Source organism: Rhodobacter xanthinilyticus (genome assembly GCF_001856665.1).
Taxonomy (GTDB): Bacteria; Pseudomonadota; Alphaproteobacteria; order Rhodobacterales; family Rhodobacteraceae; genus Rhodobacter; species Rhodobacter xanthinilyticus.
Genome location: NZ_CP017781.1, coordinates 397652 through 423862, shown reverse-complemented (window position 1 = coordinate 423862; position 26211 = coordinate 397652). Strand labels below are relative to the sequence as shown.

Here is a 26211-nt window from a genome sequence, read left to right as displayed (position 1 = left end):
GCGGCCGCTCAGGCAAATACCATCGACGAGAGCTTGCGCCGGCCCTTGAGCACGATCGGGTCATTGGGCTTGAGCGCGTCGAAGATGGTGAAAAGCTGGGTCTTCGCGGCGCCCTCGTTCCATTCGCGGTCGCGGCGGAAGAGCTCGAGAAGCTGGTCGACCGCCTCCTCGATCTGGCCGCCGGCATGCAGCGCCTGGGCATAATCGAAGCGCGCCTGCGCATCCGCCGGATCGGCCTCGACCGCCGATTTCAGCGCATCGAGCGGGCCCGCCTTCTCGGCCTGACGGGCGAGCGCAACCTGCGCGCGCGCCGCCTCGACCGGCGCAGAGGCGGCGATCTTCGCGGGCACACCGGCAAGGAAAGCCTCGGCCTGATCGAGATTGCCAAGCGCCAGATGCGCGCGCACGAGCCCGCCATAGGCCTCGGCGTTCTCGCCATCCTCCTCGAGGATCGCGGCGAAAGTCTCGGCCGCGTCCACCGCGGCGCCCTCGGCCAGCATCTCCTCGGCGGCGGCCACCGCATCCGCGAGGCCCCCGTCGCCCGCCAGCGCGGCGAGCTTCTCGACGAATTTCTTCAGCTCCGAGGCCGGCAGCGCGCCCTGGAACCCGTCGACCGGCTGGCCCTGCCAGAAGGCATAGACCGTCGGGATCGACTGCACCCGCATCTGGCCCGCGATCATCTGGTTTTCATCGACATTGACCTTGGCCATCACGACCTTGCCCTTGGCCTCCTGCACCGCCGCCTCGAGCGCCGGCCCGAGCTGACGGCAGGGCCCGCACCAGGGCGCCCAGAAATCGACGATCACCGGCACGGTCATCGACTTGTCGACGACCTCGGCCATGAAATTGGCCTCACTCACATCGGTGACGAGCTGCGTCGGCGCGGGGGTTGCATCGGTTCCAAACATGGCGCGATCCTCCTCGGAATGGGTTGCCCCCTATATGCGCGCGAAGCCGCGCGCCGCCAAGGGGGCAGGCGGAAATGTCTCACAAATCAAAGGTCGCGAAGACCGGCGCATGATCGGAGGGCTGCTCCCAGCCGCGCACCGCGCGCAAGATCCGGCTGCCGCGCGCGGCGGGCGCGATATCGGGGGTCGCCCAGACATGATCGAGCCGGCGGCCCTTGTCGGCGGTGTCCCAATCGGGCGAGCGATAGCTCCACCACGAATAGAGCCGCCCCTCGGGGATATCTTGCCGCGTGACATCGACCCAATCGCCCGCCGCCATCACCTGCGCCAGATGCTCGACCTCGATCGGCGTGTGGCTGACGATCTTCAGGAGCGCCTTGTGGTTCCAGACATCATCCTCGCGCGGCGCAATATTGAGATCGCCCACCAGGATCGCGCGCGCGGGGCGGTTGGCCGCGAAATCATCGCGCATATGGGTCAGGAAATCGAGCTTCTGGCCGAATTTCTCGTTCACCGCGCGGTCGGGCACATCGCCACCCGCGGGGACATAGAAGTTGTGGACGGTGACGCCATTGGCGAGCCGCCCGGCGATATGGCGCGCGTGGCCGAGCCCCGCGTAATCGCCCGCCCTGACCTCCTCGATCGGCATCTTGGAGAAGATCGCGACACCGTTGTAGCCCTTCTGCCCGCGCGCGACGACATGCTCGTAGCCCAGCGCGCGGAACTGCTCCATCGGGATCTTCTCGACCGGGCTCTTGCATTCCTGCAAGCAGAGCACATCGGGCGCCTCGTCGCGCATCAGCCGACACACGAGCGCCTCGCGCAGGCGGACCGAGTTGATGTTCCAGGTGGCAAGGGTGAAGGTCATCGGCGTCTCCTCGAATAGGGCGCGATACTGGCCCGCGGCGTTGGCGCGCGCAACCCGAAGCCTGCGCAAGCGGCGAGGAAGGATGCGTATTTGAACCAAGAAGAAACCCTGTCGCTTCTTCTTGGCCCAAATACGCCCTTGCGACCTCTCCGCCTGCGCGGCGCTGGTCAGTCGGCCCAGCCGCCGATCGATTTGACGGTGCAGAATTCCTCGATGCCCCAGCGCCCGCCCTCGCGTGCGAGCCCCGAAGCGCCGACGCCGCCGAAAGGCGCGCCCGCGCCGCGGCTTTGGCCGTTGATCTGCACCATGCCGGCGTTGAGCGCGCGTGCGAGGCGGCGGATCCGCGCCGGGTCTTGCGTCTGGGCGTAGTTCGTCAGGCCATAGGGCGTGTCATTGGCCAGCGCGAGCGCCTCTTCCTCGGTGTCGAAGGGCATGATCGAGAGCACCGGCCCGAAGATTTCCTCGCGCATGATCGTCATCTCGGGCGTGCAATCGGCGAAGATCGTGGGGCGCACGTAATAGCCCTTGTTGAGCCCCTCCGGCCGGCCAAGGCCGCCCGCGATCAGCCGCGCGCCCTCCTTGATGCCGCTCTCGATCAGGCCCTGGATCTTGTCGAACTGCGATTTGTTGATCACCGGGCCGATATGGCGGCCCTCTTCATCGGGCGGGCCGACGCGGGTTTCGGCGGCGGTTGCGGCGGCGATCTCGAGGGCGGTTTCGTAATAGCTGCGCTCGACGAGCATCCGGCTCGGGGCGTTGCAGCTCTGGCCCGAGTTCTCGAACATGTGCCGCACGCCGCGTTTGACGGCTTTCTCATCGCAATCGGCGAAGACGAGGTTGGCGCCCTTGCCGCCGAGTTCGAGGCAGACGCGTTTGAGCGTCTCGGCGGCGGCGAGCGAGATCGCCTTGCCGGCGCGGGTCGAGCCGGTGAAGGAGATCATCGCGATATCGGGGTGGTGCGAGAGCTGCGAGCCGACGCCGAGACCATCGCCGTTCACGAGGTTGAACACCCCCGCGGGCACCCCCGCCTCGGCCACGAATTCCGCAAACAGCAGCGAGCTCAGCGGCGCCTCCTCGGAGGGTTTGAGCACCATCGTGCAGCCCGCGATCAGCGCCGGGATCACCTTTAGCGTGACCTGGTTCATCGGCCAGTTCCAGGGCGTGATCAGCCCCACCACGCCGATCGGCTCATAGGCGATCATCGCGCCCGGGGTGCCATCGCCGAGCGGGTGGATCCACTCGAATTCTTTCGCGGCCTTTATGAAATTCGAGATATGCCAGGTGCCGGCGCCGGCCTGATCCTCGCGCGCGAGCTTGATCGGCGCGCCCATCTCGAGGCTCATTGCCTGAGCCATTTCCTCGTAGCGGGCCTGATAGATCTCGAGGATCTTCTCGACATAGCCCAGCCGCACCGCCGGATCGGTCGCGCGCCAGCCGGGCAGCGCGGCCTTGGCTGCGGCCACCGCGGCCTCGGTATCGGCCCGGTCGCCCAGCGAGATCACCGCGCAGGGCTCCTCGGTGGCGGGGTTGATGACGTGGTAATCCCGCGCCGCGGCGGGGGCGACCCATTGGCCGTCGATATAGAATTCGCGCTTGGTGAGCATGGTGACCTCCTGTTGCCCCGCAGCCTGTCACCCGGTTTCACAAAGCGCAACGGGGCGGGAGATAATTCTATCGCCCGCCAGCCAGGCGCAACGTCTTCCCGATCTTTTGGCGCGATTGCGGCGGGGGGTGAAATATTCTCCCGCATCGCCTAGGTATATCGCAGACTTCAAGCCAAGGAGCGGATCATGGCCCTGCGTATCAACGACATCGCCCCCGATTTCACCGCCGACTCGACCGCCGGCAAAATCTCCCTGCATGACTGGATCGGCGACAGCTACGCGATCCTGTTCTCGCATCCGAAGGATTTCACCCCGGTCTGCACGACCGAGTTCAGCGCCGTCGCCCAGCTCGTGCCCGAGTTCGAGGCCCGCAACACCAAGGTGCTCGGCGTGTCGGTGGATACCGTCGAGGAACACCTGAAATGGAAGCACGACATCGCCCAGGTCGCGGGCGTGCCGGCGAATTTCCCGATCATCGACGACACCTCGCTCGCGGTCTCGAAGGCCTATGACATGCTGCCCGCCGAGGCCTATCTGCCCGAGGGCCGCACGCCCGCGAACACCGCCACCGTGCGCACCGTGTTCATCATCGGCCCGGACAAGAAGATCCGCCTGATGATGATCTACCCGATGTCGGTGGGCCGCAACTTCGCCGAGATCCTGCGTGCGCTCGATGCGGTGCGCGCCACCGATGGCGTGCCCTTCGCCACCCCCGCCAACTGGGTGCCGGGGCAGGACGTGATCCTCGCGCTTTCCGTGCCGACCGAAGAGGGGCGCGCGAAATTCGGGGAGGTGGATGTGAAGCTGCCCTACCTGCGCTTCGTCAAGCAGCCCGCCTGATCAGCGAACCAGCCCGGTTTTGTGCGCCCAGGCCCAGAGCTTGTTGCGCCAAAGCCGGCGCTGTTTGGCCAGACCGTAATTCCACCCGCGCCGGTATGCGCCGCGCGCGGGTTTTGCGTCGCGCGGGGTGTCGTCGATGACGCTCGCCGCATCGGTCACCCGCGCCAGCGGCGGCGCGAAGGCCAGCCCCCCGCCCGCCCGGCACAGCCAGTTTTGCAACGCATTATCGACCGGCGCGCCGATCCGGGCGCTCAGCGCGAGAAACTCCGCCGCTGCCGCGCGGCTCCAGAGGATCGCGAAAGCCCCCATCGGCGCGTAATGCGCCGCGACGAGCTGATGGCCGCCGAACCGCGCGAGCGGCGTGGCAAAGCGCAGCTCCGGGTGGCCGATGTTGATCAACCGCCAGCCCGGGCGCGCCGCGAGCCAGTCCAGCGCCGCGCCGAGCACCTCGGCGGTTTCGGGCAGGAGCTCGGCATCATCCTCGAGCACGAGCCCGAAGGCCGCCCCGCTCGCCAAAAAGGCCTCGAGCGCGCGGCGGTGGCTCTTGAAACAGCCGATCTCGCCCCCCATCAGCTCGCGGCCCATCTCGGCGCGCGCAGCAGGGGCGTCATAATCCGGGTCGGCCTCGGGCGGGCGGAGCCGGCCATCGACCGCCGCCACCCGGGAAAACCCGATCCCGCAGGCCGCGAGGTTCTGCGCGATCTCGCTCAGGCGGTCGTCGGAGCCATCGAGATTGATGACGAAAGCGTCGAAGGGCGGCACTCAGACCCCCGCGCCGCGCCGGAAACAGATCACCTGCTCGGAGTTCGAGACCTCGGTGAGGCCCGCCGCCTCGATCCGCGCGACCATCGCCGCCAGATCGGCCGCGCCGCCGGGGTAGACCTTGGGGTGGGTTTCGAGCACGAGCAGCGTGATACGCTCGAGGATGCCGGTCGCGGCCTCGGCGGCGAAAAGCGCGATCTCGCCGCCCTCGATATCACAGACGAGCGCGAAGGGCCCCTCGGGCAGGCGCGCGGCGAGCTGCGAGAGGGTGACCGCGGGCACGGTGAAGCCATCCTCGCCCGGGCGCGCGACATGGCCGACATGGGCGTTGTGGCCGCGGGCAAAGGTCACCGTGGCCGCGCCGGAATAATCGACCGCCGCCTCGACCACATCGGTCGCGCCCGGCGCGGCCGCGCGGGTGGCATTGGCGCCGCAGATCTTCGCGAGATCAGGGTTCGCCTCGACGACGACATGGCGCGCCTCGGGCCCGATCCGGCTGCGGATCAGCGCCGAAACCACGCCCATGCAGCCGCCCAGCTCGATCACATTTGTGCCCGGCGCGAGATAACGGGTGACCATCTCGGCCTCCGGCGCCTCATAGGGGCGGCCCTTGGCGAGCAGATAGCGGATCGCGAGATCGGCATCGGCGGGGATGTGCACCGGCACACCATGGGGCGCGAAATCCTCCGAGGATTTGCCCGTCACCTGCCGCAGCCAAAGATAGAACCGGCGCCGTAGCTGTTTCATTCGTCGCTCAACCTCTCGAAACTCTTGTGGCCGAGGCTCGCATGAATGATGCCTTTCAGAAAGGCCCATTGCTTCGCGCGCTTGCGGCGCGACAAGATGACCACCGGGGAAATGGCTTGCAGGCTGGCCTGGATCAGCGCGCGGGTGCGGGCGAAGGCCATGCCATGTTTGCGCGCGGCGTAAACGCGCGAGTGGCCCATGTGCCAGGCCTTCAGCGCGGCGACCTCGGCGCTGCGGGCCGAGGACGAGCCGCCGCCATGGCGCACCAGCGCATCGCGGATGAACATCAAGGGCCCACGCTTGGCGAGGTTCAGCGCGAGATCGTCATCCTCGTGGAAGAGGAAAATCTCCGGGTCGAACCCGCCCACGGCCTCGAAATCGGCCCGGCGCATGAACATCGCGGCGCCGGAGAGCACGCTGACCTCGCGGTCAGCGGCGGGCCAGCCGCGCTCCATCCACTGCGCGCGCGGCAGAAGGTAGCTCTTGCGCTTGAAGAAGGGCTTGCCGTCATCGCCCTCGATGCGCGGGTTGAAGCCGGTCGCGCGGGGGTAGCGCTCGGCCGCGGCGACGAGCTGGTCGAGCGTGTCAGGCATCAAGAGCGCATCGGGGTTGAGGAAGAGCAGAAACTCGGTCGTGGCCAGTGCCGCGCCGCGGTTGCAGGCGATGCCGAAGCCCTCGTTGACCTTGCTCTCGATCAGCCGCGCGCCATGCCGGGCGCAGAGCGCGCGCAGCGGTTCGAGCTCGGTCGAGGCATTGTCGACCACCACCACCGGCGTGCCCTCGGGCACCGAGGCGAGCATCGCGGGCAGCACGCGCAGACTGTTGTAGGAGACGGCGACGATGGTCACGCGGTCTTTGGCAGAAAGGGTCATCGGTCGCTCATGAAAAATGCCCGGGGAACTTACCCCGGGCATCTGATTAAGGAAAGAGGGGCTTATTCCTCTTCTTTTTCCCGCTTCTCGACCGGCACTTCTTCGCCGGTTTCCTGGTCGACCATCTTCATGCCGAGGCGGACCTTGCCGCGATCGTCGAAGCCGAGCAGTTTCACCCAGACTTCCTGACCTTCCTTCAGCGCATCCGACGGATGGTTCAGGCGCTTGTTGGCGATCTGGCTGACATGCACGAGGCCGTCACGCTTGCCGAAGAAGTTCACGAAGGCGCCGAAATCGACGAGCTTCACGACCTTGCCGCGATAGACCTTGCCTTCTTCCGGCTCCGCCACGATCGAATAGATCATGTCATAGGCCTTCTTGATGGCCTCGCCGTTGGCCGAAGCGATCTTGATGATGCCGTCGTCGTTGATGTCGACCTTGGCGCCCGAGACCTCGACGATCTCGCGGATCACCTTGCCGCCCGAGCCGATCACTTCACGGATCTTGTCGGTCGGGATCTGCATGGTCTCGATGCGGGGCGCATGGGCCGAGAATTCCTGACGGCCGGCCGAGAGGGCCTTGTTCATCTCGCCAAGGATGTGCATCCGGCCATCTTTCGCCTGCGCGAGCGCCTGCTCCATGATCTCGGGCGTGATGCCCGCGACCTTGATGTCCATCTGCAGCGAGGTGATGCCGGCTTCGGTGCCCGCGACCTTGAAGTCCATGTCGCCGAGGTGATCCTCGTCGCCGAGGATGTCGGTCAGCACCGCCCATTTGCCGTCGTCCTCGAGGATCAGGCCCATGGCCACACCCGCGACCGGCGCCTTCAGCGGCACGCCCGCATCCATCATCGACAGCGAGCCGCCGCAGACCGACGCCATCGACGAGGAGCCGTTCGACTCGGTGATCTCGGAGACCACGCGGATCGTGTAGGGGAAGTCGGTCGCCGCCGGCAGAACCGCTTGCAGCGCGCGCCAAGCGAGCTTGCCGTGGCCGATTTCGCGGCGGCCGGGCGAGCCCACGCGACCCACTTCGCCGACCGAATAGGGCGGGAAGTTGTAGTGCAGCAGGAAGTTCGAGCGGTAGTTGCCGTTCAGCGCGTCGATGATCTGTTCGTCATCGCCGGTGCCGAGCGTGGTGACCACGAGGCCCTGGGTCTCGCCGCGGGTGAACAGCGCCGAGCCGTGGGTGCGGGGCAGCAGGCCCACTTCCGCCACGATCGGGCGCACGGTCTTGGTGTCACGGCCGTCGATGCGCGCGCCACCGTTGATGATGTCACCGCGCAGGATCGACGATTCGAGCTTCTTGAAGGCCGAGCCGAGGTTCGCGTCAGCCAGATCTTCCTCGCTGAGCTTGCTCTTGATCAGCTCGCGGGCAGCGGCGATCGCATTGGTGCGCTCTTGCTTGTCCTTGATCCCGAAGGCGGCGCGCATCTCGGTTTCGCCGGCGGCTTTCACCTTGGCGTAGAGATCGGCGTAATCGGGGGCTTGGAAGTTGAAGGGCTCTTTCGCGGCAACTTCGGCGAGGTCGATGATCAGGTCGATCACCGGCTGCATCGCGTCATGGCCGAACTTCACGGCGCCCAGCATCTCGGCTTCGGTCAGCTCATAGGCTTCCGATTCCACCATCATCACGGCGTCCTTGGTGCCGGCGATGACGAGGTCGAGGCGCTGCTCGGGGTTGTCGCGCAGCTTGGTCATGTCGTCCATGGCCGGGTTCAGCACATATTCGCCATCGACGAAACCGACGCGCGCGGCGCCGATCGGGCCCATGAACGGCACGCCCGAGATCGTCAGCGCGGCCGAGGCGGCGATCATCGCGACGATATCCGGGTCATTGACGAGGTCGCAGCTGAGCACGGTCGCCATCACCAGAACTTCGTTCTTGAAGCCCGGGACGAACAGCGGACGGCAGGGACGGTCGATCAGACGCGAGACCAGCGTTTCCTTCTCCGAAGGACGGGCTTCGCGCTTGAAGAAGCCGCCCGGGATCTTGCCGGCGGCGTAGTATTTTTCCTGGTAGTGAACCGTGAGCGGGAAGAAATCCTGACCCGGCTTCGGTTCCTTGGCGAAGGTGACGTTGGCCATGACCGAGGTCTCGCCCAGCGTGGCGATGACCGAGCCATCCGCCTGACGGGCGACCTTGCCGGTTTCCAGCGTCAGCGTCTCTTCGCCCCACTGGATCGATTTTTTCGTAACGTTGAACATTCAGCGTATCCTATGAGGGAGCTCCCCGGGCCCTCCCGGTCTCCCGTTTGCATGGCGGCCCCATTGCCGCCGCCCCCAATCCTTAATGCATGTGCCCGGGGGCCTTGGGCGTCACGTCGCAGATGGGCAGGCCCATACAGGAAAACAAGGGTTTTGGGAAGCGCCGAGTTCAGCCCCCGCGCGGCCCCCAGAGGATCAAGGCCGCCCCCAGAAGGCAGATCCCGCCCCCCAGAACATCCCACAGATCGGGGCGTTGGCCCTCGACAAACCACATCCAGCCCAGCGAGGCGAGAATATAGACCCCGCCATAGATCGCATAGGCGCGCCCGGCCGCCTCGGCGGGGCTCAGCGTCAAGAGCCCGGCGAAAACCGCCAGCGAGACCAGCCCCGGGCCGAGCCAGAGCGCCGACTGCCCCTCGCGCAGCCACAGCCAGACGGCGAAACAGCCGAAGATCTCCGCGAGGGCGGCGGCGAGGTAAAGCGGGAAGGCGGTCATCGGGGCTCCGAAAGCATCACGCGCAGGGTTGCCACAAACCGTCCGCCGCGCAAAGCAAAACGCCCGGCCTTGCGACCGGGCGTCTCGTCCGCAGGGCGGAAAATCAGCGGCGGATGCCGAGGCGCTGGATCAGCGACTGGTAACGCGCTTCTTCTTTCTTCTTGAGGTAGTCGAGCAGCTTGCGGCGCTGCGCGACGAGCATCAGCAGACCACGACGCGAATGGTTGTCTTTCTTGTGGGTCTTGAAGTGCTCGGTCAGGTTCGCGATACGCTTGGTCAGGATCGCAACCTGGACTTCCGGCGAACCGGTGTCGCCTTCCTTGGTCGCATATTCCTTGATCAGGGCGTTCTTGTCTTCGACGGTGATCGACATCGGGATCTCCTAAGTTAGAGGGTGAAGGCTCAAGCCGGGATGTCGTCCAGCAAGGTCCATGGCTCCGCCGACTCGCGGCGGATGCGCGCGTATAGGCAAAAAGCACCGAAAATGGAAGCCCGAACTGCGGCGCAGCCCGGGCTTTCGGTCACAGATAGGCGAATTCCGAGGGCGTCACGAGGACGATATCGTCGCTGGTCAGCCCCTCGGCATCGAGCACCTCGGCGAGCTTCACGCCATTGAGCACGATCCACATCGCGCCATCGGTCTCGGAGGGTTCGAGCGTCAGCTCCGGGTCTTCGCCGCTGTCGGGGTCGTAGACCACCGCGATCTGATCGGCGCCGGGCTCGAAATCGGCAATCGTCGCCGGGTCGGCCGGGTCGATCCACTCGCCGAGCGCGAAAAGGTCACCGCCTTCATTGCCAGAGGCCCAATCACCCGTTCCCGTCAGCAACGTGTCCGCCCCCTCTCCGCCATTGAGATAATCCCGTCCGTCGAGATCAGTCTCACCGCTTTCGCCCCCTCGCACAAGCCCGTCGATCAGGTCGTTGCCATCGCCGCCGAAGAGCTCGTCGGTGCCCAGACCGCCGCTGAGCGTGTCGTCGCCGTCATTGCCCTCGAGGCTGTCATCGCCCGCATCGCCGAGAAGCGAATCCGCCCCCTGACCGCCGGAGAGCGCATCATCCCCCTCGCCGCCGGCAAGCCGGTCATCGCCAAAGGCGCCGGTCAGGCTGTCATCGCCCGCGCCGCCGGAGAGATTGTCATCGCCGTCCTCGCCCGCGAGCCTGTCCTCGCCCTCGCCGCCGATCAGCGTGTCATCGCCCGCGCCGCCCGCGAGCCGATCCTCGCCCGCATCGCCCGAGAGGATGTCATCGCCGTCATAGCCGTTCATCTGATCATCCCCCTCGAGCCCCTCGAGGCGATCATTCGCCCCGTCACCCCAGAGGATATCCGAGCCCGCGCTCGGCGCCGGGCTGTCGGGCGCCTCGGGCGTCTCGAGGCCGGGCACCGTGGTCACGGTGTCGCTCTCATCCTCGAGATCGGCCTCGTCCTGCCCGCGCAGATCCGCCTCCGGCGCCGGGCCGGGTGCAGCGCCGGTGTCATCGGGCGTGATCTCGTCCAGCAAATCCCCCGCGCCCTCGGGCACGATGTCTTGAGTGTCCTCGGCGCCGTCGTCGGTCTCGACGTCAGCATCCCCCTCGGACCCGTCCGGCAGTAGCGCTATAGATGCGCCAGCCACCAACAGGCCCACCAAGCCGGTTAGCATAAGCATGGCAATTTTCCCCATTCACCGAGGAGAACATTACCAGAAAATTCCCTACCAAAACCAGAACGTCTGCGGGAATTTTGATAAATGGTTAACGTGTCGCACCCAAGCTCAGGCCCAAAGCTCCGGCTGGCGGTCATAGCCGATGTAGAGCGGATGCTTGGGCGCGCCGGCCTTGGTCAGGCCCAGATGATGCAACGCCCGCCCCGAGCCGCGCAGCAGCGCCTCGACCGCCGCGCCGCGCCCCAGATGCGCGCCATGCGCCCCCCAGGCGCAGATGATCCGGTCGCCCGCCCCCGCGGCCCATTCGAGGCTCTCGCGGATCGCGGCGTCGTTGCCGGGGCCCACCGGGTCGGCCTGCGCGCGCATCACCTTCGGGTCGGTGGCGCGATAGGCGAAGATATTGGTCACCCGGAACCCGCCAAAGCCCAGCGCCCGCGCGCGCCGCTCGCAGCGCTCCACCGTCGGGTCGTTTTGCACCTCGGTCGCGGTCGAGGGGTTGAGCAGGATGAACAGCGCGCGCGGCCGGCTCTCATCCCAGACGCGCGTGAGCAGGTAACGATACCGCTCGCAGTCGGAATAGAGCGCGATCGAGGCGGCGTCCCCCTTCTGATGGCTGCGGGTGATCATCGCCGCCTCAGAGGTTGAAAACGCGGCTCGGATGCAGCTCGGCGCCCATCAGCCGCCCGACCGCGACCGGCTTGCCCTCATAGCTCGCCCAGGCCTCCTCGCCATATTCGCCCGCGCCGATCACCATCCCTGGGTTGCCATGACGGAGCCGCACCGCGCCCTCGGCGGTGGCCCGCACCTCGGGCAGATCGAAGAGCCCCATCTCGAGCGGGCGCAGATGCGCGTCGAGCTCGGGGCTGCGCGCGAGCCGGTCGATCTCCTCGAGCGAGATCCCCGCCTCGGCATCGAACGGCCCCGACCAGAGCCGGCGCAGCCAGAGCACATGGCCAAGCGAGCCGAGCGCCCGCCCCAGATCGCGCGCGATCGAGCGCACATAACCGCCCTTGCCGCAGACCATCTCGAGCTCGACCGTATCGGCGTCGATCCGCGCGATCATCTCGAGGCTCTCGACATAAAGCGGCCGCGCGGCGAGATCCATCGCCTCGCCCTCGCGCGCCAGATCATAGGCGCGCGCGCCCTCGACCTTGACGGCGGAAAACTGCGGCGGCACCTGCTCAATCTCGCCCACGAACGCGCCCAGAGCGGCGCGGATCGCCGCATCGTCGGGCCGGATCGCGGAGGTCTCGATCACCTCGCCCTCGGCGTCGTCGGTGGTCGTCGCCGTCCCCAGCCGCACCTGAAACCGATAGCATTTGAGCGCCTCGGTCAGATAGCTCACCGTCTTCGTGGCCTCGCCCAGCGCCACCGCCAGAACCCCCGTCGCCGCCGGGTCGAGCGTGCCCGCATGCCCCGCCTTCTTCGCGTCGAGCGCCCAGCGCACCTTGCCGACCACCGCCGTCGAGGTCACCCCCGCCGGTTTGTCGACGATCAGCCAGCCGGAAATCTCGCGACCCTTCTTGCGCGCCATCGCCTTGTCCTCTCTCGGGGGCGGATCACTCCGCGTCGTCATCCTCGTCGCGCTGCGCGATATCGCGCTGCACGGTCTCGTCGGAGAACATCCGGCGCGTCTCATCGAGCCGGTCGAAGGTCTCATCGAGCCGGAACCGCAGCTCGGGCGCGAATTTCAGCGTCAGATCCTGCGCAACCAGATGGCGCAGCTCGCGCGAATTGCGCCGCAGCGCGAGCAGCATCGCCTCCGCCGCCTCGCCGCCCAGCGTCGCCCCCAGCGGCGCGACATAAACGGTGGCTACCTTGAGATCGGGCGAGCAGCGCACCTCGCCCACCGTGACGAGCATCCGCCCGAGATCGGGGTCATGCACATCGCCACGGATCAGCACATCGGAAAGCCGCCGCCGGATCAGTTCACCGACGCGCAGCTGACGTTGAGACGGGCCATCGCCCGAGGAAAAACGGTTCTTTGCCATGCCCCGCACATACTGCTTTGCGCCCCGCCCCGCAACGGGCCTTTGCCAAGCCCGCCCGCCCGCGCTAGAAGCGGGCCAAAGAGAAGGAGAGCGAGAATGACCGACCTGCCGGGTATCGTGATCACCGGAGCCTCGGGCCGCATGGGCCGGATGCTGTGCGCCACCGTGGCCGCCTCCGACAAGGCCCGCCTCGCCGGCGCGATCGAGCGCAAGGGCCACGCCTGGATCGGCCGCGATCTGGGCGAAGCCTTGGGCGGCGCGCCCAATGGCGTGATCGTCACCGATGACCCGCTCGACGCCTTCGCCAAGGCCCAGGCGGTGATCGATTTCACCGCCCCCGCCGCCACCATCGAATTTGCGAAAATCGCGGCTCAGGCGCGCTGCGTGCATGTGATCGGCACCACGGGCTTCGAAACCGCCGATCTCGACGCGCTCGCCCCCGCCGCCCGCCATGCCGTGCAGATCCGCGCAGGCAACATGAGCCTCGGCGTCAACCTCTTGACCCAGCTCGCAAAAAAGGTGGCCCAAGCGCTCGATGCCGATTGGGATATCGAGGTGATCGAAGCCCATCATAACAAGAAGGTCGATGCCCCCTCGGGCACCGCGCTGATGCTCGGCCGCGCCGCCGCCGAGGGCCGCGGCTTCGTCCTCGAGGACAACATGGAATCGGGCCGCCACGGCATCACCGGCGCCCGCACCCCGGGCGCCATCGGCTTCTCGGCGATCCGCGGCGGCGATATCGTCGGCGAACATGACGTGCTCTTCGCCACCGCCGGCGAGCGCATCGTGCTGCGCCACATCGCCACCGACCGCGCGATCTTCGCCCGCGGCGCGCTGAAAGCCGCGCTCTGGGGCCAGGACAAAAAGCCCGGCCAATACGACATGATCGACGTCCTGGGCCTCTGACCCTTCAACGATGTGAAAATATCCCGGGGGTCCGGGGGCGGCGCCCCCGGCCACATCGCCTCAGAAATCGATGGCGATTCCCTTTTTCTCCCAATCGCCAAAGCGCACCGGCTCCGGCCCGTCCCGGCCCCCGAGCTCGGGCGCAAGCTCAAGCGCCTTCGCCGCGCGCCGCCGCTCCTCGGCCTCCGCCAAAGCCCGCTGCGCCGCCGGCGGCAGATCCTTTTTCTCACTTTCCGACATCGTGCTTTCCTTGTCTCGGACCCGCGTCTGATATAGGCCCGGAGCCCAGCCAAAACAAGCGAAAGGCCCCTGCCATGACCACCCCCGACAGCGCGCGCGCCGCCGCCCTGGGCCTGATCGCCGGCGTCACCGAAGCGCACGAGACCCTCGCCGATCAGATCGCCGCGGGCGCGCTCGCAGCCCTCCCCCCGCCCGACCGCGCCCGCGCCCAGCGCCTCGCAACGACCACCCTGCGCCATCTCGCGCAGGCCGATGCGATGCTCAAACCGCATCTGCGCCGCCGCCCCTCGGCCGATATCCTCGCGCTCCTGCGTCTCGCCACCGTCGAGCTCTGCGCCGAAGGCGCGGCGCCCCATGGCGTCGTGAACGCGGCCGTCACGCTGACCCGCGCGGGCGGGCGGCGCACCGAGAGCTTCGCGGGGCTGGTGAACGCGGTGCTGCGCAAGATCGCCGCCGAGACCGAGCGCTGGGCCGCCCTGCCCGCGCCCGAGCTGCCGGGCTGGCTGCGCGGGCGGCTGATGTCGGCCTATGGCAAGGCCGCGGTGCAGCGGATGGAGGCCGCCCATCTCGCCGGCGCGCCGCTTGATCTGAGCGCCAAAACGCCCGCCGAGGCCGCAGAGGCGCTCGGCGCCGAGATCCTGCCCACCGGCTCGCTGCGGCTTGCCACCGGCGCGCAGGTGTCCGAGCTGCCGGGCTTTGCCGAGGGCGCCTGGTGGGTGCAAGATGCCGCCGCGGCGCTCGCTGCGCGCGCGCTCGCGCCGGCGCCGGGCGCGCGGGTGCTCGATCTTTGCGCCGCGCCCGGCGGCAAGACGCTGCAACTCGCCGCGATGGGCGCCGAGGTCACCGCGCTCGATATCTCCGCCCCGCGCCTCGCCCGCGTCGCGGAAAACCTCGCCCGCACCGGGCTGCGCGCCACGATCCTCGCCGCCGATGCGCTCAGCTTCGCCCCCGAGGCGCCCTTCGACGCGATCTTGCTCGACGCGCCCTGCTCGGCCACCGGCACGATCCGGCGCCACCCGGACCTGCCCTTCGTGAAGACCGCCGCCGGCATCAAGGAGCTCGTCGCGCTGCAGGCGGCGCTTCTCGACCGGGCGCTCGGCTGGCTCGCGCCGGGCGGGCGGCTGACCTATTGCACCTGCTCGCTCCTGCCCGAGGAGGGCGAGGCGCAGATCCGCGCGGCGCTCGCGCGCCACCCGGGCCTGACCGTCACGCCGCCCGAGATCGCCGGGGTCGAGCCGGGCTGGATCACCCCCGAGGGCGGGCTGCGCCTGCGCCCCGATTACTGGCCCGAGCGCGGCGGGATGGACGGGTTCTACATCGCCAATCTGAGCCTTCCCGCGGCGTAATCGGGCGGTGACAGGGGGCGGCGCCTTCACTATGGTGCCGCCGAATTCAGGCTTCCGCGAATGGGCGAGAGATGACCAAAGAGCGCGCGCGACACTCGGCAGGCAGCGGGGCGATGAACCGTCTCGCGGCGCTGCGTGCCGCCCGCGCGCGCCCCGCGACGGGGTTTGTCAGCCAGCCCGAGCCCCGCACCATCGGCTCCTACGCGCGCGGCAAGCAGCTGATCGCAGGGAATTTTCTCCTCGCGGGCTATCTGATCGAGGGGCCGGGGCTGTCCGCCTGGGATCTGCCGATGCCGGACCCGAGCTTCGAGGCGGCGCTGCATGGCTGCATCTGGCTCGATGATCTGGCCGCGGTGGGCGACCGCGCCGCGCGGGAACGCGCGCAGGCCTGGGTCTTCGAGTGGATCGCGCGGTTTGGCGCAGGCCGCGGCCCGGGCTGGACGCCCGATCTCACCGGGCGGCGGCTGATCCGCTGGATCAACCATGCGATCTTGCTGCTCAACGGGCGCGAGCGCGCGCAGGCCGATGCGTTTTTCCGCGCGCTCGGCGCCCAGACGCTGTTTCTGTCGAAACGCTGGCGCTCGGCGAGCCCGGGCCTGCCGCGGTTCGAGGCGCTGACCGGGCTGATCTACGCAGGGCTCTCGCTGACCGGGATGGAGCGGCTCGCGCCCCCCGCCGCCGAGGCGCTGGCGCGCGAATGTGCCGCGCAGGTCGATGCCGAGGGCGGGATCCCGACGCGCAATCCCGAGGAGCTGCTCGAGGTGCTGACGCTGCTGACCTGGGCGGCGGATGCGCTGCGCGGCGCGGGGCGCGCGCCGGCGCCCGCCCATCTCGAGGCGATTGCGCGAATCGCCCCCACGCTGCGGGCGCTGCGCCATGCCGACGGGGGGCTTGCGCGGTTTCATGGCGGCGGGCGGGGCGCCGAGGGGCGGCTCGATCAGGCGCTCGCGGCCTCGGGCGTGCGCGCAGCGCCCCCCGAGGGCCGCGCGATGGGCTTTGCGCGGCTCAGCGCGGGGCGCACGAGCCTCATTCTCGACGCCGCGCGCCCGCCGCAGGGCCCCGCCTCGGGCAACGCCCATGCCTCGACGCTCGCCTTCGAGATGACCTCGGGGCGCCGGCCGCTGATCGTCAACTGCGGCTCGGGCGCGATCTTCGGGCGCGAATGGCAGCGCGCGGGCCGCGCCACGGCGAGCCATTCGACGCTCGCGATCGAGGGGTTCTCCTCCGCGCGCCTCGGCCCCGAGCCGCGGCAGGGCCACCCGGGGGCGGCGCTCCTCGATGAAACGCCGACCGAGGTCTGGGTGCGGCCCGAGGGCGACCCCGCCCACCATATCTTGGCGGGCCACAACGGCTATTCCCCCACCCATGGCATGACCCACACCCGCGAGCTCGCCCTCACCCCCGATGGCACCAGCCTCGCCGGGATCGACACGCTCGGCGCGATGACGCCCGAGGACCGCAAGCGCTTCGAGGTGATCTTCGCGCGCGAGGGGCTGCGCGGGATCCCGTTCCAGATCCGCTTCCACCTGCACCCCGACGCCGACGCCACCCTCGACATGGGCGGCACCGCGGTTTCGGTCGCGCTGAAATCCGGCGAGATCTGGATCTTCCGCCATGACGGGGTGGCCGATCTCGCGCTCTCGCCCTCGGTCTATCTCGAACCCGGCCGGCTGCGCCCGCGCGGCGCGCTGCAAATCGTGCTTTCTGCGCGGGTTTTGGATTATGCCTGCCAGATTGGCTGGACCTTGGCCAAAGCACAGGCTACCCCCGCAGCGATTCCCGAGCCCGGCCGCGCCGGACCCGCACCCTCCGACTTCTGACCAAAGGACTGCCAGCCGTGACCAGAACCGTCCCCCTGCAACGCGCCCTGATCTCCGTTTCCGACAAGACCGGGCTGATCGATTTCGCCCGCTCGCTTTCCGCGCGCGGGGTTGAGCTGCTCTCGACGGGCGGCACGGCGAAGGCGCTGCGCGAGGCGGGGCTGAGCGTGCGCGATGTGGCCGAGGTCACCGGCTTCCCCGAGATGATGGACGGCCGGGTGAAGACGCTGCATCCGAAGGTCCATGGCGGGCTTCTGGCGCTGCGCGACAATGATGAACATCTGGCCGCGATGCGCGCCCATGACATCCTCGAGATCGACCTGCTGGTCGTGAACCTCTACCCGTTCGAGGCGACGGTGGCCAAGGGCGCCGAGTATGACGATTGCATCGAGAATATCGATATCGGCGGCCCGGCGATGATCCGCGCGGCCTCGAAGAACCATGCTTTCGTCGCGACCGTGGTCGATGTCGAGGATTATGACGCGGTTCTCAAAGAGCTCGACGCCCATGACGGCGCGACCTCCTACGCCTTCCGCCAGCGGCTGGCGCAGATCGCCTATGCCCGCACCGCGGCCTATGACGCGGCGGTCTCGAGCTGGATGGCGGCGGCGATCGGCGAGGAAACCCCGCGGCGGCGCGCCTTCGCCGGCACGCTGGCGCAGAGCCTGCGCTACGGCGAGAACCCGCATCAATCGGCGGCCTTCTATCTCGACGGCTCGATGCGCCCGGGCGTGGCCACCGCCAAACAGCTCCAGGGCAAGGAGCTGAGCTACAACAACATCAACGATACCGACGCGGCCTTTGAGCTCGTGGCGGAATTCGGCACCGACAAACCCGCCTGCGCGATCATCAAACACGCCAACCCCTGCGGCGTGGCCACCGGGGCCAATCTGATCGAGGCCTATACCCGCGCGTTCGACTGCGACCGCACCTCGGCCTTTGGCGGCATCATCGCGCTGAACCAGACGCTCGACGCCGCCACCGCCGAAGAGATCTGCAAGATCTTCACCGAGGTCGTGATCGCGCCGGAGGCCACTGACGAGGCCAAGGCGATCTTCGCGGCGAAGAAGAACCTGCGTCTGCTGACCACCGGCGCGCTGCCCGATCCGCGCGCGGCGATCACCACCTATCGTCAGGTCGCTGGCGGCTTCCTCGTGCAGGGCAAGGACAATGGCGCGATCAGCCTCGATGACCTCAAGGTCGTGACCGAGCGCCAGCCGACCGAGGCCGAGCTGAAAGACCTGCTCTTCGCCTGGAAGGTCGCCAAACACGTCAAGTCGAACGCGATCATCTATGTCAAGGATGGCGCCACCGTGGGCGTGGGCGCGGGCCAGATGAGCCGCGTCGACAGCACCCGGATCGCGGCGCGCAAGGCCGAGGACATGGCCGAGGCGATGGGCCTCGCCGCGCCGCTGACGCAAGGCTCGGTCGTCGCCTCGGACGCGTTCTTCCCCTTCGCCGACGGTCTGATCACCGCCGCCGAAGCCGGCGCCACTGCGATCATCCAGCCGGGTGGCTCGATGCGCGACCAGGAGGTCATCGACGCCGCCAACGAGCGCGGGCTGGCGATGGTCTTCACCGGGATGCGGCACTTCCGCCATTGATCGAACGGCCCGCGCGCGCGCCGCGCGGGCCCTTTCCAACGGGGGGCGTCATGCGTCTGACGGCACGGGTTGCGGCAGTCATTCTGCTGCTCGACCAGATCTCGAAATACCTCGTGGTGCAGGGGCTCGATCTCGCCAATCGCGGCGCGATCGATGTGCTGCCGCCGTGGCTGAACTTCCGCATGGCCTGGAACCGCGGCGTCAACTTCGGGCTCTTCTCGGGCGAGACCGATCTCACCCGCTGGGGGCTGATTCTCGTCGCGCTGGTCATTGCGGGCTGGGTCTGGCGCTGGATCGCGCGGCCGGGCCACGGGCGCGCGGCGCAGGCCTCGGCGGGGCTTTTGATCGGCGGCGCGCTCGGCAATGTGATCGACCGGCTCACCTATGGCGCGGTGGCCGATTTTCTCAACATGTCCTTGCCGGGCTGGGCCAACCCCTATTCGTTCAACGTCGCCGATATCGCGATTTTCGCCGGCGCCGGCGGATTGATGCTCTTTGCCGCCGAGAAGCCGAAAACCGAGGCGTGACGCGCGCGCGCGGATCGGCTAAGACAGGCAGGAAACGTTCCAAGGGGGATCTCATGCAGGCAGCTTTCGCAAAGCTCGGGGTGGCAGTTCTGGCCGTTCTGGCGCTGTCGGCGTGTAGCGGCGAGGGGGATCCCAAGCTGATGAACCTGCGGTCCTCGACGCCGGGGCCCGATGAATTCGGGATCTTGCCGACGAAGCCGCTCGAGATGCCCAAGAGCTTCTCCGAGCTGCCGGCGCCGACTCCGGGCGGCACCAATATCACCGACCCGCAGCCGATGGCCGATGCCGTCGCCGCGCTTGGCGGCAACCCCGCGCGGCTCGAGCCCGGCACCGGCGTCTCGGCGGCCGATGGCGCGCTTTTGGCGCGGGCGGGGCGGTTTGGCACCGAGGCCGGGATCCGCAGCCAGCTCGCCGCCGAAGACCTCCAATATCGGCGCGACAACGACGGGAGGCTGATCGAGCGGCTGTTTGACGTGAACGTCTATTTCCGCGCCTATGAGCCGATGTCGCTCGACCAGCTCGCCGAGCTCGAACGCTGGCGCAAGCTCGGGCTGCGCACGCCGGCCGCGCCGGTGGATGGCGTGGCGCAGGCCAACGTCACCAAGGCGCCCTGATCAACACTCCGTCACCTGACTTGCGGCGGCGCGGTTTCGCCGTAAGTTGGGCGCGAAGACGGAGGACCCCATGCGCATTCTACTCGCCCCGGCGCTTTGCCTCGCGATGGCCGTTCCGGCGCTCGCCGGCGATGTGACGCATTTCACGCTCGACAATGGCCTCGAGGCGGTGGTGATCGAGGATCATCGCGCGCCGGTGGTGGTGCAGATGGTGTGGTACAAGGCCGGCGCCGCCGATGAGGTCCGCGGCAAATCGGGCATCGCGCATTACCTCGAACATCTGATGTTCAAGGGCACCGATCAGATGGCCTCGGGGGAGCTCTCGAAGACCGTCTCGGCCAATGGCGGCTCCGACAACGCCTTCACCAGCGCCGATTATACCGCCTATTATCAACGGATTGCCGCCGACCGGCTGGGGCTCGTGATGAAGATGGAGGCGGATCGGATGCGCCATCTGAAGATCTCGCCCGATGATTGGAAGACCGAGCGCGACGTGATCCTCGAGGAGCGCGCCCAGCGCACCGACAGCGACCCGGGCGCGCTTTTCTCCGAGCAGCGCAACGCCGCGCAATATCTCAACTCGCCCTATGGCACGCCGATCATCGGCTGGCGTCAGGAGATGGAGGCGCTGACCCGCGACGACGCGATCGCCTGGTACAAGCGCTATTACGCGCCCAACAATGCGGTTCTGGTGGTGGCGGGCGATGTCACGCCCGATCAGGTCAAGGCGCTCGCGGCCGAATATTACGGCCCGCTCGAACCCTCCGCCGATATCCCGCCGCGCGCCCGCCCGCAGGAGCCCCCGCAGCTCGCCGAGCGGCGGCTGCGCTTCGAGGATGCGCGCGTGGCGCAGCCGCTGCTGACGCGCAGCTACCTCGCGCCCGAGCGCAACCCGGGCGATCAGAAGGAGGCCGCGGCGCTGACCATTCTCGCCGAGATCCTCGGCGGCAATCCGCAAACCTCGGTGCTGGCGCGCAAGCTGATCTTCGGAGCGGGCACGGCGATCTATGCCTCGGCCTTCTATGACGGCATGTCGATCGACAAAACGAGCTTTGCGCTTTCGGTGATGCCGGCCAATGACACGAGCCTCGAGGAGGCCGAAGCGGGCCTCGACCGGGCGCTCGGCGAGTTTCTGAAAGAGGGGATCGACGACGCGCAGTTCGAGCGGATCCGCACCCAGATCCGCGCCGCGGAGGTCTATGCCGAGGACAATACCGAGGGCCTCGCGCAGCGCTATGGCGAGGCGCTGGCCTCGGGGTTCACGATCGCGGATGTGCAAAGCTGGCCCGAGGATCTGATGTCGGTAACCGAGGAGGATGTGATGACCGCCGCGCGCAAGCTCTTTGACAAACGCGCCTCGGTGACCGGCTATCTGACCCGGCCCGCGCCGCCTGCCGCCCCCGCCGAAGCCCCCGCCGCGGAGGTCACGCAATGATCCGCTTCCTCCTCGCCGCGCTCACTGCGCTCACCCTCGCCGCCCCGGCCCGCGCCCTCGAGATCCAGGAGGTGACCTCGCCGGGCGGGCTCAAGGCCTGGCTCGTCGAGGCCCATGACATCCCCTTCACCGCGCTCGAGATCCGCTTTCGCGGCGGCGCGAGCCTCGATGCCGAGGGCAAGCGCGGCGCGATCAACCTGATGACCGCCACGCTCGAGGAAGGCGCCGGCCCGATGGACAGCCAGGCCTTCGCCGAAGCCACCGAAAGCCTCGGCGCGCAGTTCAGCTTCGATGTCGATGACGACAGCCTGAACATCTCGGCCCGGCTGCTGAGCGAAAACCGCGACAAGGCCACCGATGTGCTGCGCGAGGCGCTGATCAACCCGCGCTTCGATCCGGTGGCGGTGGACCGGGTGCGCGCGCAAGTGCTGGCGATCATCGCCTCCGATGCGCAAGACCCGAACGCGATCGCGGGCCTCGCCTTCCGCAAGCTCGCCTTTGGCGACCACCCCTATGGCAGCTCGCTCAACGGCACGCCGGAGAGCGTCAAGGCGCTCACCCGCGAGGACATGTTCGACGCGAAAGCCCGCGTGATGGCGCGCGACCGGGTGGTGATCTCGGCGGTGGGCGACATCACCCCCGAAGAGCTCGGCCCGATGCTCGATCATCTCCTGGGCGAGCTGCCCGCGACCGGCGCCCCCCTGCCCGCGCCCGCGACTTTCCTCGCCACGGGCGGCACCACCGTGATCCCCTTCGACACGCCGCAATCGGTCGTCGTCTTCGCCGAGCAAGGCATCGGCATGGACGACCCGGATTTCTTCGCCGCCTATGTGCTCAACCAGATCCTCGGCGCGGGCGGGTTTTCCTCGCGGCTGATGGAGGAGGTGCGCGAGAAACGCGGGCTGACCTACGGCATCTACACCTATCTCGCGACCAAAGACCTCTCGAACCTCTGGCAGGGCAGCTTCGCCTCGGCCAATGAGAAGGTCGCCGAGGCGATCGAGGTGACGAAGGCCGAATGGGCGCGCATCGCCACCGGCAAGGTCAGCGATCAGGAGCTTAAGGACGCCAAGACCTATCTGACCGGCGCCTATCCGCTGCGCTTTGATGGCAACGGCCAGATCGCCGCGATCCTCGCCGGGATGCAGCTTTCCCATATGCCGATCGATTACGCCAACACCCGCAACGAGAAGGTCGAGGCGGTGACGAAAGCCGATCTCGCGCGGGTGGCGGGGCGGCTTTTGAAGGCCGAGGATCTGCGCTTTGTGGTGGTGGGCAAGCCGGTCGGGCTCGAGAGCACGAACTGAGCCGCGAATCTCTTGGGCTTCCCGCCGGGGCGTGCTACCCCTTGTGGGATGAACACCCAAGCCCCCCAGATAGGCGCCCACCGCCCCGTCATCCGCCAGCTCGATGACGCCGCCGCGAACCGTATCGCGGCGGGCGAGGTGGTCGAACGCCCCGCCTCCGCGGTCAAGGAACTCGTCGAGAACGCGCTCGACGCGGGCGCGCGGCGGATCGAGATCGCGGTGGCCGATGGCGGCAAGACGCTGATCCGGATCACCGATGACGGCTGCGGGATGACGGCGGAGGATCTGCCGCTCGCGATGAGCCGCCACGCCACCTCTAAGATCGACGGCTCGGATCTCCTCAACATCCACACCTTCGGCTTTCGCGGCGAGGCGCTGCCCTCGCTCGGCGCGGTCGGGCGGCTGAGCATCACCTCGCGCGCCGAGGGGTTCGAGGCCGCCACGATCACCGTCGCGGGCGGCGCGATCGGCCCGGTGCGGCCCGCCGCGCTGAACCGCGGCACCGTGGTCGAGCTGCGCGACCTCTTCTACGCCACGCCCGCGCGGCTGAAATTCCTGCGCACCGACCGCGCCGAGATGGGCGCGATCACGGATGTCGTCAAGCGCCTCGCGATGGCCGAGCCCTATGTCAGCTTCCGCCTGATCGATGCCTCGGGCGCGCAGGACCGCGAGATTTTCCGCGCCGATGCCGAGCAGGGCGAGCTTTTCGGCGCGCTCTCGGGGCGGCTCGGGCGGGTGCTCGGCCGCGCGTTTTCGGAAAACGCGCTCGCCATCGACGCCGAGCGCGAGGGGATCCGGCTGAAGGGGTTCGCCGCGCTGCCGACCTATTCGCGCGGCGCCGCGGTCGAGCAGTTTCTCTTCGTCAACGGCCGCCCGGTGCGCGACAAGATGCTGATCGGGGCGCTCCGCGCGGCCTATATGGATTTCCTCTCGCGCGAGCGCCATCCCGCGGCGGTCTTGTTCCTGACCTGCGACCCCGAGCGCGTCGATGTCAACGTCCACCCCGCGAAGGCCGAGGTGCGGTTTCGCGAATCGGGCGTGGCGCGCGGGCTGATCGTCTCGGCCCTGCGTCATGCGCTGGCCGAGGCGGGGCACCGGGCGTCCTCGACGGTGGCCACCGCGACGCTCGGCGCGATGCGGCCCGAGCCCGCCTTCGAGGCGCCGCGGATCTATCAGATGGATCGCCCGAGCCTTGGCGCGCGCATCGCGAGCTATAGCGCGCAGGCGCCCGCTTTCGACGAGGCCCCCCGCGGCTTCGAGATGCCGGTGATCGCGCCCTCGGCGCGGGTGGCCGAGCCCGCGCCCCCCGCGCCCGAGCTGACCCAGGCGCCGCTTGGCGCCGCGCGCGCGCAGGTCCATGAGAATTACATCATCGCCCAGACCGAGCGCGGCATCGTCATCGTCGACCAGCATGCCGCCCATGAGCGCCTCGTCTATGAACGCCTCAAGCGCCAGATGGCGGAAAACGGCGTGCCCGCGCAGGCGCTGCTGATCCCCGAGATCGTCGAGCTTTCCGACGCCGAGGCCGCGCGGCTTCTCGACTTCGCCGAGCCTCTGGCGCGGCTTGGCCTTGTCATCGAGCCCTTCGGCGGCGGCGCGCTCGCGGTGCGCGAGACCCCGGCGATCCTGGGCGAGATCAACGCGGGCGCGCTCTTGCGCGATGTGCTCGACGAGCTTGCCGACCTCGGCGACAGCCAGCTCTTGCAGGCCAAGATCGAGGCGGTTCTGAGCCGGATGGCCTGTCACGGCTCGGTCCGCTCGGGGCGGCAGATGCGCGTCGAGGAGATGAACGCGCTCCTGCGCGAGATGGAAGCGACGCCGCATTCGGGGCAGTGCAACCACGGCCGCCCGACCTATGTCGAGCTCAAACTCTCTGATATCGAACGACTTTTCGGACGCACATGACGCTTGGCCCCCATCAGATCGACCTCACCGACCCGCTGATCGTGGCGGCGCTTGCGGCCTGCGCGCTGGTGCTCTTGCTGCTGGTCCTCGTGCTGCGCACCGCCGCGCGTTCGGCCCGGGCGATCGACCCGCTCGCAGGCGGGATGATGCAACTCGCCAACCGGGTGCAGGCGCTCTCCGATGGTCAGCAACAGCTCGCCGGCGGGCTTCACCATGTCTCCGAGGCGCAGGCCTCGAGCCAGGCGCGCGTGCTGCAGCTGATGGAACACCGCCTCGCCGAGGTCAACCGCGCGATGACCGAGAGCCTGCACGGCACCGCCACCCGCACCGCGCGCTCGCTCGGCGAGCTGCAACAGCGCCTCGAGGCGATCGACAAGGCGCAGGCCAATATCGAGAAGCTCTCGGGCAATGTCCTCGGCCTGCAAGACATCCTCTCGAACAAGCAGACCCGCGGCGCCTTCGGCGAGATCCAGCTCCACGACATCGTGCAAAAGGCGTTGCCCTCCGACAGTTTCACCATGCAGGCGACGCTCTCGAACGGCCGGCGCGCCGATTGCCTCGTGCATCTGCCCAACCCGCCCGGCCCGATCGTCATCGACAGCAAATTCCCCCTCGAGGCCTATGAGGCGCTGCGCCGCGCCGAGACGCCCGCGGCGCTGACCGAGGCGCAACGCGCCATGCGCACCGCTGTGCGCGCCCATATCCGCGCGATCTCGGATCGCTACATCCTCGAGGGCGAAACCGCCGAGGGGGCGCTGATGTTCCTGCCCTCCGAGGCGGTCTATGCCGAGCTCCACGCGAATTTCCCCGAGCTCGTGCGCGAGGGCTTCGACGCGAAGGTCTGGATCGTCTCGCCCACCACCTGCATGGCGACGCTGACGACGATGCGCGCGGTTCTCAAAGACGCGCGGATGCGCGAGCAGGCCGGCGCGATCCGGCGCGAACTTTCGCTCCTTTACGCCGATGTCGACCGGCTCGGCACCCGCGTGGGCAACCTCGATCGCCACTTCTCGCAGGCCGCCAAGGATATCGAGGAGATCAAGATCTCCGCCGAGAAAGCCGGCAAACGCGCCCACCGTCTCGATAATTTCGATTTCGAGGAGCTCGCGCCCGAGGCCGCCGCGCCGCTGCTCGAGCTCAAATCCTGAAACTTGCCGCTTGCACGCGCCGCGATCCGGCGCGAGACTGAGACGAGAACGGAGGACGTCATGCTGCCCATCAGCCCGTCGAAAATCGCCCATGTCATCATTCGCGCGCGCAAGTTCGACGCGGATGTTCCCGGCTCCGGCCAGGCGCGCGAGCTGCGGGCCTTCATCGCGGGGCTGAATGAGGAAGAGAAGGCCGCGCTGACCGCCGTGATGTGGATCGGCCGCGAGACCTTCGACGCGAGCGAATTCGACGAGGCCTATGAGACCGCGGTGACCGAGGCCACGGCACCGACCGAGGATTACCTCCTCGGCGTGCCGATGCTCGCCGATCACCTCGAGGACGGGCTCAACGCGCTCGGCGTCTCGCTCGAAGAGGCCGAGGAAGACATCTACCCGAGCGTGTGACGAAAACGGGGGCCGA

The 26211-nt window shown here is 68.2% G+C and carries 26 protein-coding genes; 12 read left to right on the top strand and 14 right to left on the bottom strand.

Going from position 1 to position 26211, the window contains the following annotated elements; all coding sequences use genetic code 11:
* Positions 1–8: 8 nt before the first annotated feature.
* The 3 genes from trxA to LPB142_RS02075 all read right to left on the bottom strand — a co-directional run bounded on the left by trxA (position 9) and on the right by LPB142_RS02075 (position 3380).
* Positions 9–908, bottom strand: coding sequence for a thioredoxin (trxA, locus tag LPB142_RS02085; RefSeq protein WP_071165363.1), 900 nt, complete (start codon positions 906–908; stop codon positions 9–11).
* Positions 909–987: 79 nt separating this feature from the next.
* Positions 988–1776, bottom strand: a complete 789-nt coding sequence (locus tag LPB142_RS02080; RefSeq protein ID WP_071165362.1) for an exodeoxyribonuclease III — start codon at positions 1774–1776, stop codon at positions 988–990.
* 167 nt (positions 1777–1943) lie between these two features.
* Positions 1944–3380 carry an aldehyde dehydrogenase family protein gene (locus LPB142_RS02075; RefSeq protein WP_068766275.1) on the bottom strand — a complete coding sequence of 479 codons (1437 nt, stop codon included), beginning with the start codon at positions 3378–3380 and terminating at the stop codon, positions 1944–1946.
* A 186-nt stretch (positions 3381–3566) separates the two neighbouring features.
* Here LPB142_RS02075 and LPB142_RS02070 point away from each other — a divergent pair, with 186 nt between their 5' ends.
* Positions 3567–4220 carry a peroxiredoxin gene (locus LPB142_RS02070; RefSeq protein ID WP_068766276.1) on the top strand — a complete coding sequence of 218 codons (654 nt, stop codon included), beginning with the start codon at positions 3567–3569 and terminating at the stop codon, positions 4218–4220.
* Here the strand turns inward: LPB142_RS02070 and LPB142_RS02065 are convergent, their stop codons facing one another.
* From LPB142_RS02065 to rbfA, 10 genes are all read right to left on the bottom strand, one after another.
* A complete protein-coding gene (locus tag LPB142_RS02065) occupies positions 4221–4982 on the bottom strand; it encodes a glycosyltransferase family 25 protein (protein ID WP_071165361.1) in 762 nt (253 codons plus the stop codon).
* Positions 4983–5729: an FkbM family methyltransferase gene (locus LPB142_RS02060; RefSeq protein WP_071165360.1), complete on the bottom strand. Its 747-nt coding sequence runs from the start codon at positions 5727–5729 to the stop codon at positions 4983–4985. It lies immediately after the preceding gene.
* Complete coding sequence (locus LPB142_RS02055) at positions 5726–6601, bottom strand: glycosyltransferase family 2 protein (RefSeq protein WP_071165359.1); 876 nt, start codon at positions 6599–6601, stop codon at positions 5726–5728. The genes LPB142_RS02060 and LPB142_RS02055 overlap by 4 nt, the downstream gene beginning before the upstream one ends.
* Positions 6602–6663: 62 nt before the next feature.
* The gene (pnp, locus tag LPB142_RS02050) at positions 6664–8808 is read right to left on the bottom strand and encodes a polyribonucleotide nucleotidyltransferase (RefSeq protein ID WP_071165358.1); all 2145 of its coding nucleotides are present in this window, start codon (positions 8806–8808) and stop codon (positions 6664–6666) included.
* A gap of 169 nt (positions 8809–8977) precedes the next feature.
* Positions 8978–9304, bottom strand: coding sequence for a YnfA family protein (locus LPB142_RS02045; RefSeq protein ID WP_068766281.1), 327 nt, complete (start codon positions 9302–9304; stop codon positions 8978–8980).
* 103 nt (positions 9305–9407) lie between these two features.
* Positions 9408–9677 (bottom strand): 30S ribosomal protein S15, encoded by a 270-nt coding sequence (gene rpsO, locus LPB142_RS02040; RefSeq protein WP_068766282.1) that lies wholly within the window; start codon positions 9675–9677, stop codon positions 9408–9410.
* Between the two features lie 148 nt (positions 9678–9825).
* Positions 9826–10950: a calcium-binding protein gene (locus LPB142_RS02035; RefSeq protein ID WP_068766520.1), complete on the bottom strand. Its 1125-nt coding sequence runs from the start codon at positions 10948–10950 to the stop codon at positions 9826–9828.
* 105 nt (positions 10951–11055) lie between these two features.
* Entirely contained in the window at positions 11056–11574 is a 519-nt protein-coding gene (locus LPB142_RS02030) for a DUF1643 domain-containing protein (protein WP_071165357.1), read from the bottom strand.
* 7 nt (positions 11575–11581) lie between these two features.
* Entirely contained in the window at positions 11582–12481 is a 900-nt protein-coding gene (gene truB / locus LPB142_RS02025) for a tRNA pseudouridine(55) synthase TruB (RefSeq protein ID WP_071165356.1), read from the bottom strand.
* 25 nt (positions 12482–12506) lie between these two features.
* Positions 12507–12938: a 30S ribosome-binding factor RbfA gene (gene rbfA / locus LPB142_RS02020; RefSeq protein WP_068766285.1), complete on the bottom strand. Its 432-nt coding sequence runs from the start codon at positions 12936–12938 to the stop codon at positions 12507–12509.
* A 96-nt stretch (positions 12939–13034) separates the two neighbouring features.
* Here rbfA and dapB point away from each other — a divergent pair, with 96 nt between their 5' ends.
* Positions 13035–13844 carry a 4-hydroxy-tetrahydrodipicolinate reductase gene (dapB, locus tag LPB142_RS02015; RefSeq protein WP_068766286.1) on the top strand — a complete coding sequence of 270 codons (810 nt, stop codon included), beginning with the start codon at positions 13035–13037 and terminating at the stop codon, positions 13842–13844.
* 60 nt (positions 13845–13904) lie between these two features.
* On the opposite strand, the gene LPB142_RS02010 is transcribed toward dapB, so the two are convergent.
* Positions 13905–14084 (bottom strand): DUF1674 domain-containing protein, encoded by a 180-nt coding sequence (locus tag LPB142_RS02010; RefSeq protein WP_068766287.1) that lies wholly within the window; start codon positions 14082–14084, stop codon positions 13905–13907.
* 74 nt (positions 14085–14158) lie between these two features.
* On the opposite strand from LPB142_RS02010, the gene LPB142_RS02005 reads away from it, so the two are divergent.
* The 10 genes from LPB142_RS02005 (at position 14159) to LPB142_RS01960 (ending at position 26195) form a co-directional block, all read left to right on the top strand.
* A complete protein-coding gene (locus tag LPB142_RS02005) occupies positions 14159–15430 on the top strand; it encodes an RsmB/NOP family class I SAM-dependent RNA methyltransferase (RefSeq protein ID WP_071165355.1) in 1272 nt (423 codons plus the stop codon).
* 71 nt (positions 15431–15501) lie between these two features.
* Positions 15502–17250 (top strand): heparinase II/III family protein, encoded by a 1749-nt coding sequence (locus tag LPB142_RS02000; RefSeq protein WP_071165354.1) that lies wholly within the window; start codon positions 15502–15504, stop codon positions 17248–17250.
* Positions 17251–17267: 17 nt separating this feature from the next.
* Positions 17268–18854, top strand: coding sequence for a bifunctional phosphoribosylaminoimidazolecarboxamide formyltransferase/IMP cyclohydrolase (gene purH / locus LPB142_RS01995; protein WP_071165353.1), 1587 nt, complete (start codon positions 17268–17270; stop codon positions 18852–18854).
* Positions 18855–18904: 50 nt separating this feature from the next.
* Entirely contained in the window at positions 18905–19381 is a 477-nt protein-coding gene (lspA, locus tag LPB142_RS01990; RefSeq protein ID WP_071165352.1) for a signal peptidase II, read from the top strand.
* A gap of 53 nt (positions 19382–19434) precedes the next feature.
* Positions 19435–19995, top strand: coding sequence for a DUF3035 domain-containing protein (locus tag LPB142_RS01985; RefSeq protein WP_071165351.1), 561 nt, complete (start codon positions 19435–19437; stop codon positions 19993–19995).
* Between the two features lie 70 nt (positions 19996–20065).
* Positions 20066–21430 (top strand): M16 family metallopeptidase, encoded by a 1365-nt coding sequence (locus tag LPB142_RS01980; protein ID WP_071165350.1) that lies wholly within the window; start codon positions 20066–20068, stop codon positions 21428–21430.
* On the top strand, positions 21427–22737 hold the full coding sequence (locus tag LPB142_RS01975; protein WP_071165349.1) for a M16 family metallopeptidase: 1311 nt from the start codon (positions 21427–21429) through the stop codon (positions 22735–22737). Before LPB142_RS01980 ends, LPB142_RS01975 begins: the two co-directional genes overlap by 4 nt.
* A 48-nt stretch (positions 22738–22785) precedes the next feature.
* Positions 22786–24642: a DNA mismatch repair endonuclease MutL gene (gene mutL / locus LPB142_RS01970; RefSeq protein ID WP_071165348.1), complete on the top strand. Its 1857-nt coding sequence runs from the start codon at positions 22786–22788 to the stop codon at positions 24640–24642.
* Positions 24639–25790 (top strand): DNA recombination protein RmuC, encoded by a 1152-nt coding sequence (locus LPB142_RS01965; RefSeq protein WP_071165347.1) that lies wholly within the window; start codon positions 24639–24641, stop codon positions 25788–25790. The genes mutL and LPB142_RS01965 overlap by 4 nt, the downstream gene beginning before the upstream one ends.
* Positions 25791–25850: 60 nt before the next feature.
* Positions 25851–26195 carry a DUF3775 domain-containing protein gene (locus LPB142_RS01960; RefSeq protein WP_071165346.1) on the top strand — a complete coding sequence of 115 codons (345 nt, stop codon included), beginning with the start codon at positions 25851–25853 and terminating at the stop codon, positions 26193–26195.
* Positions 26196–26211: the final 16 nt, after the last annotated feature.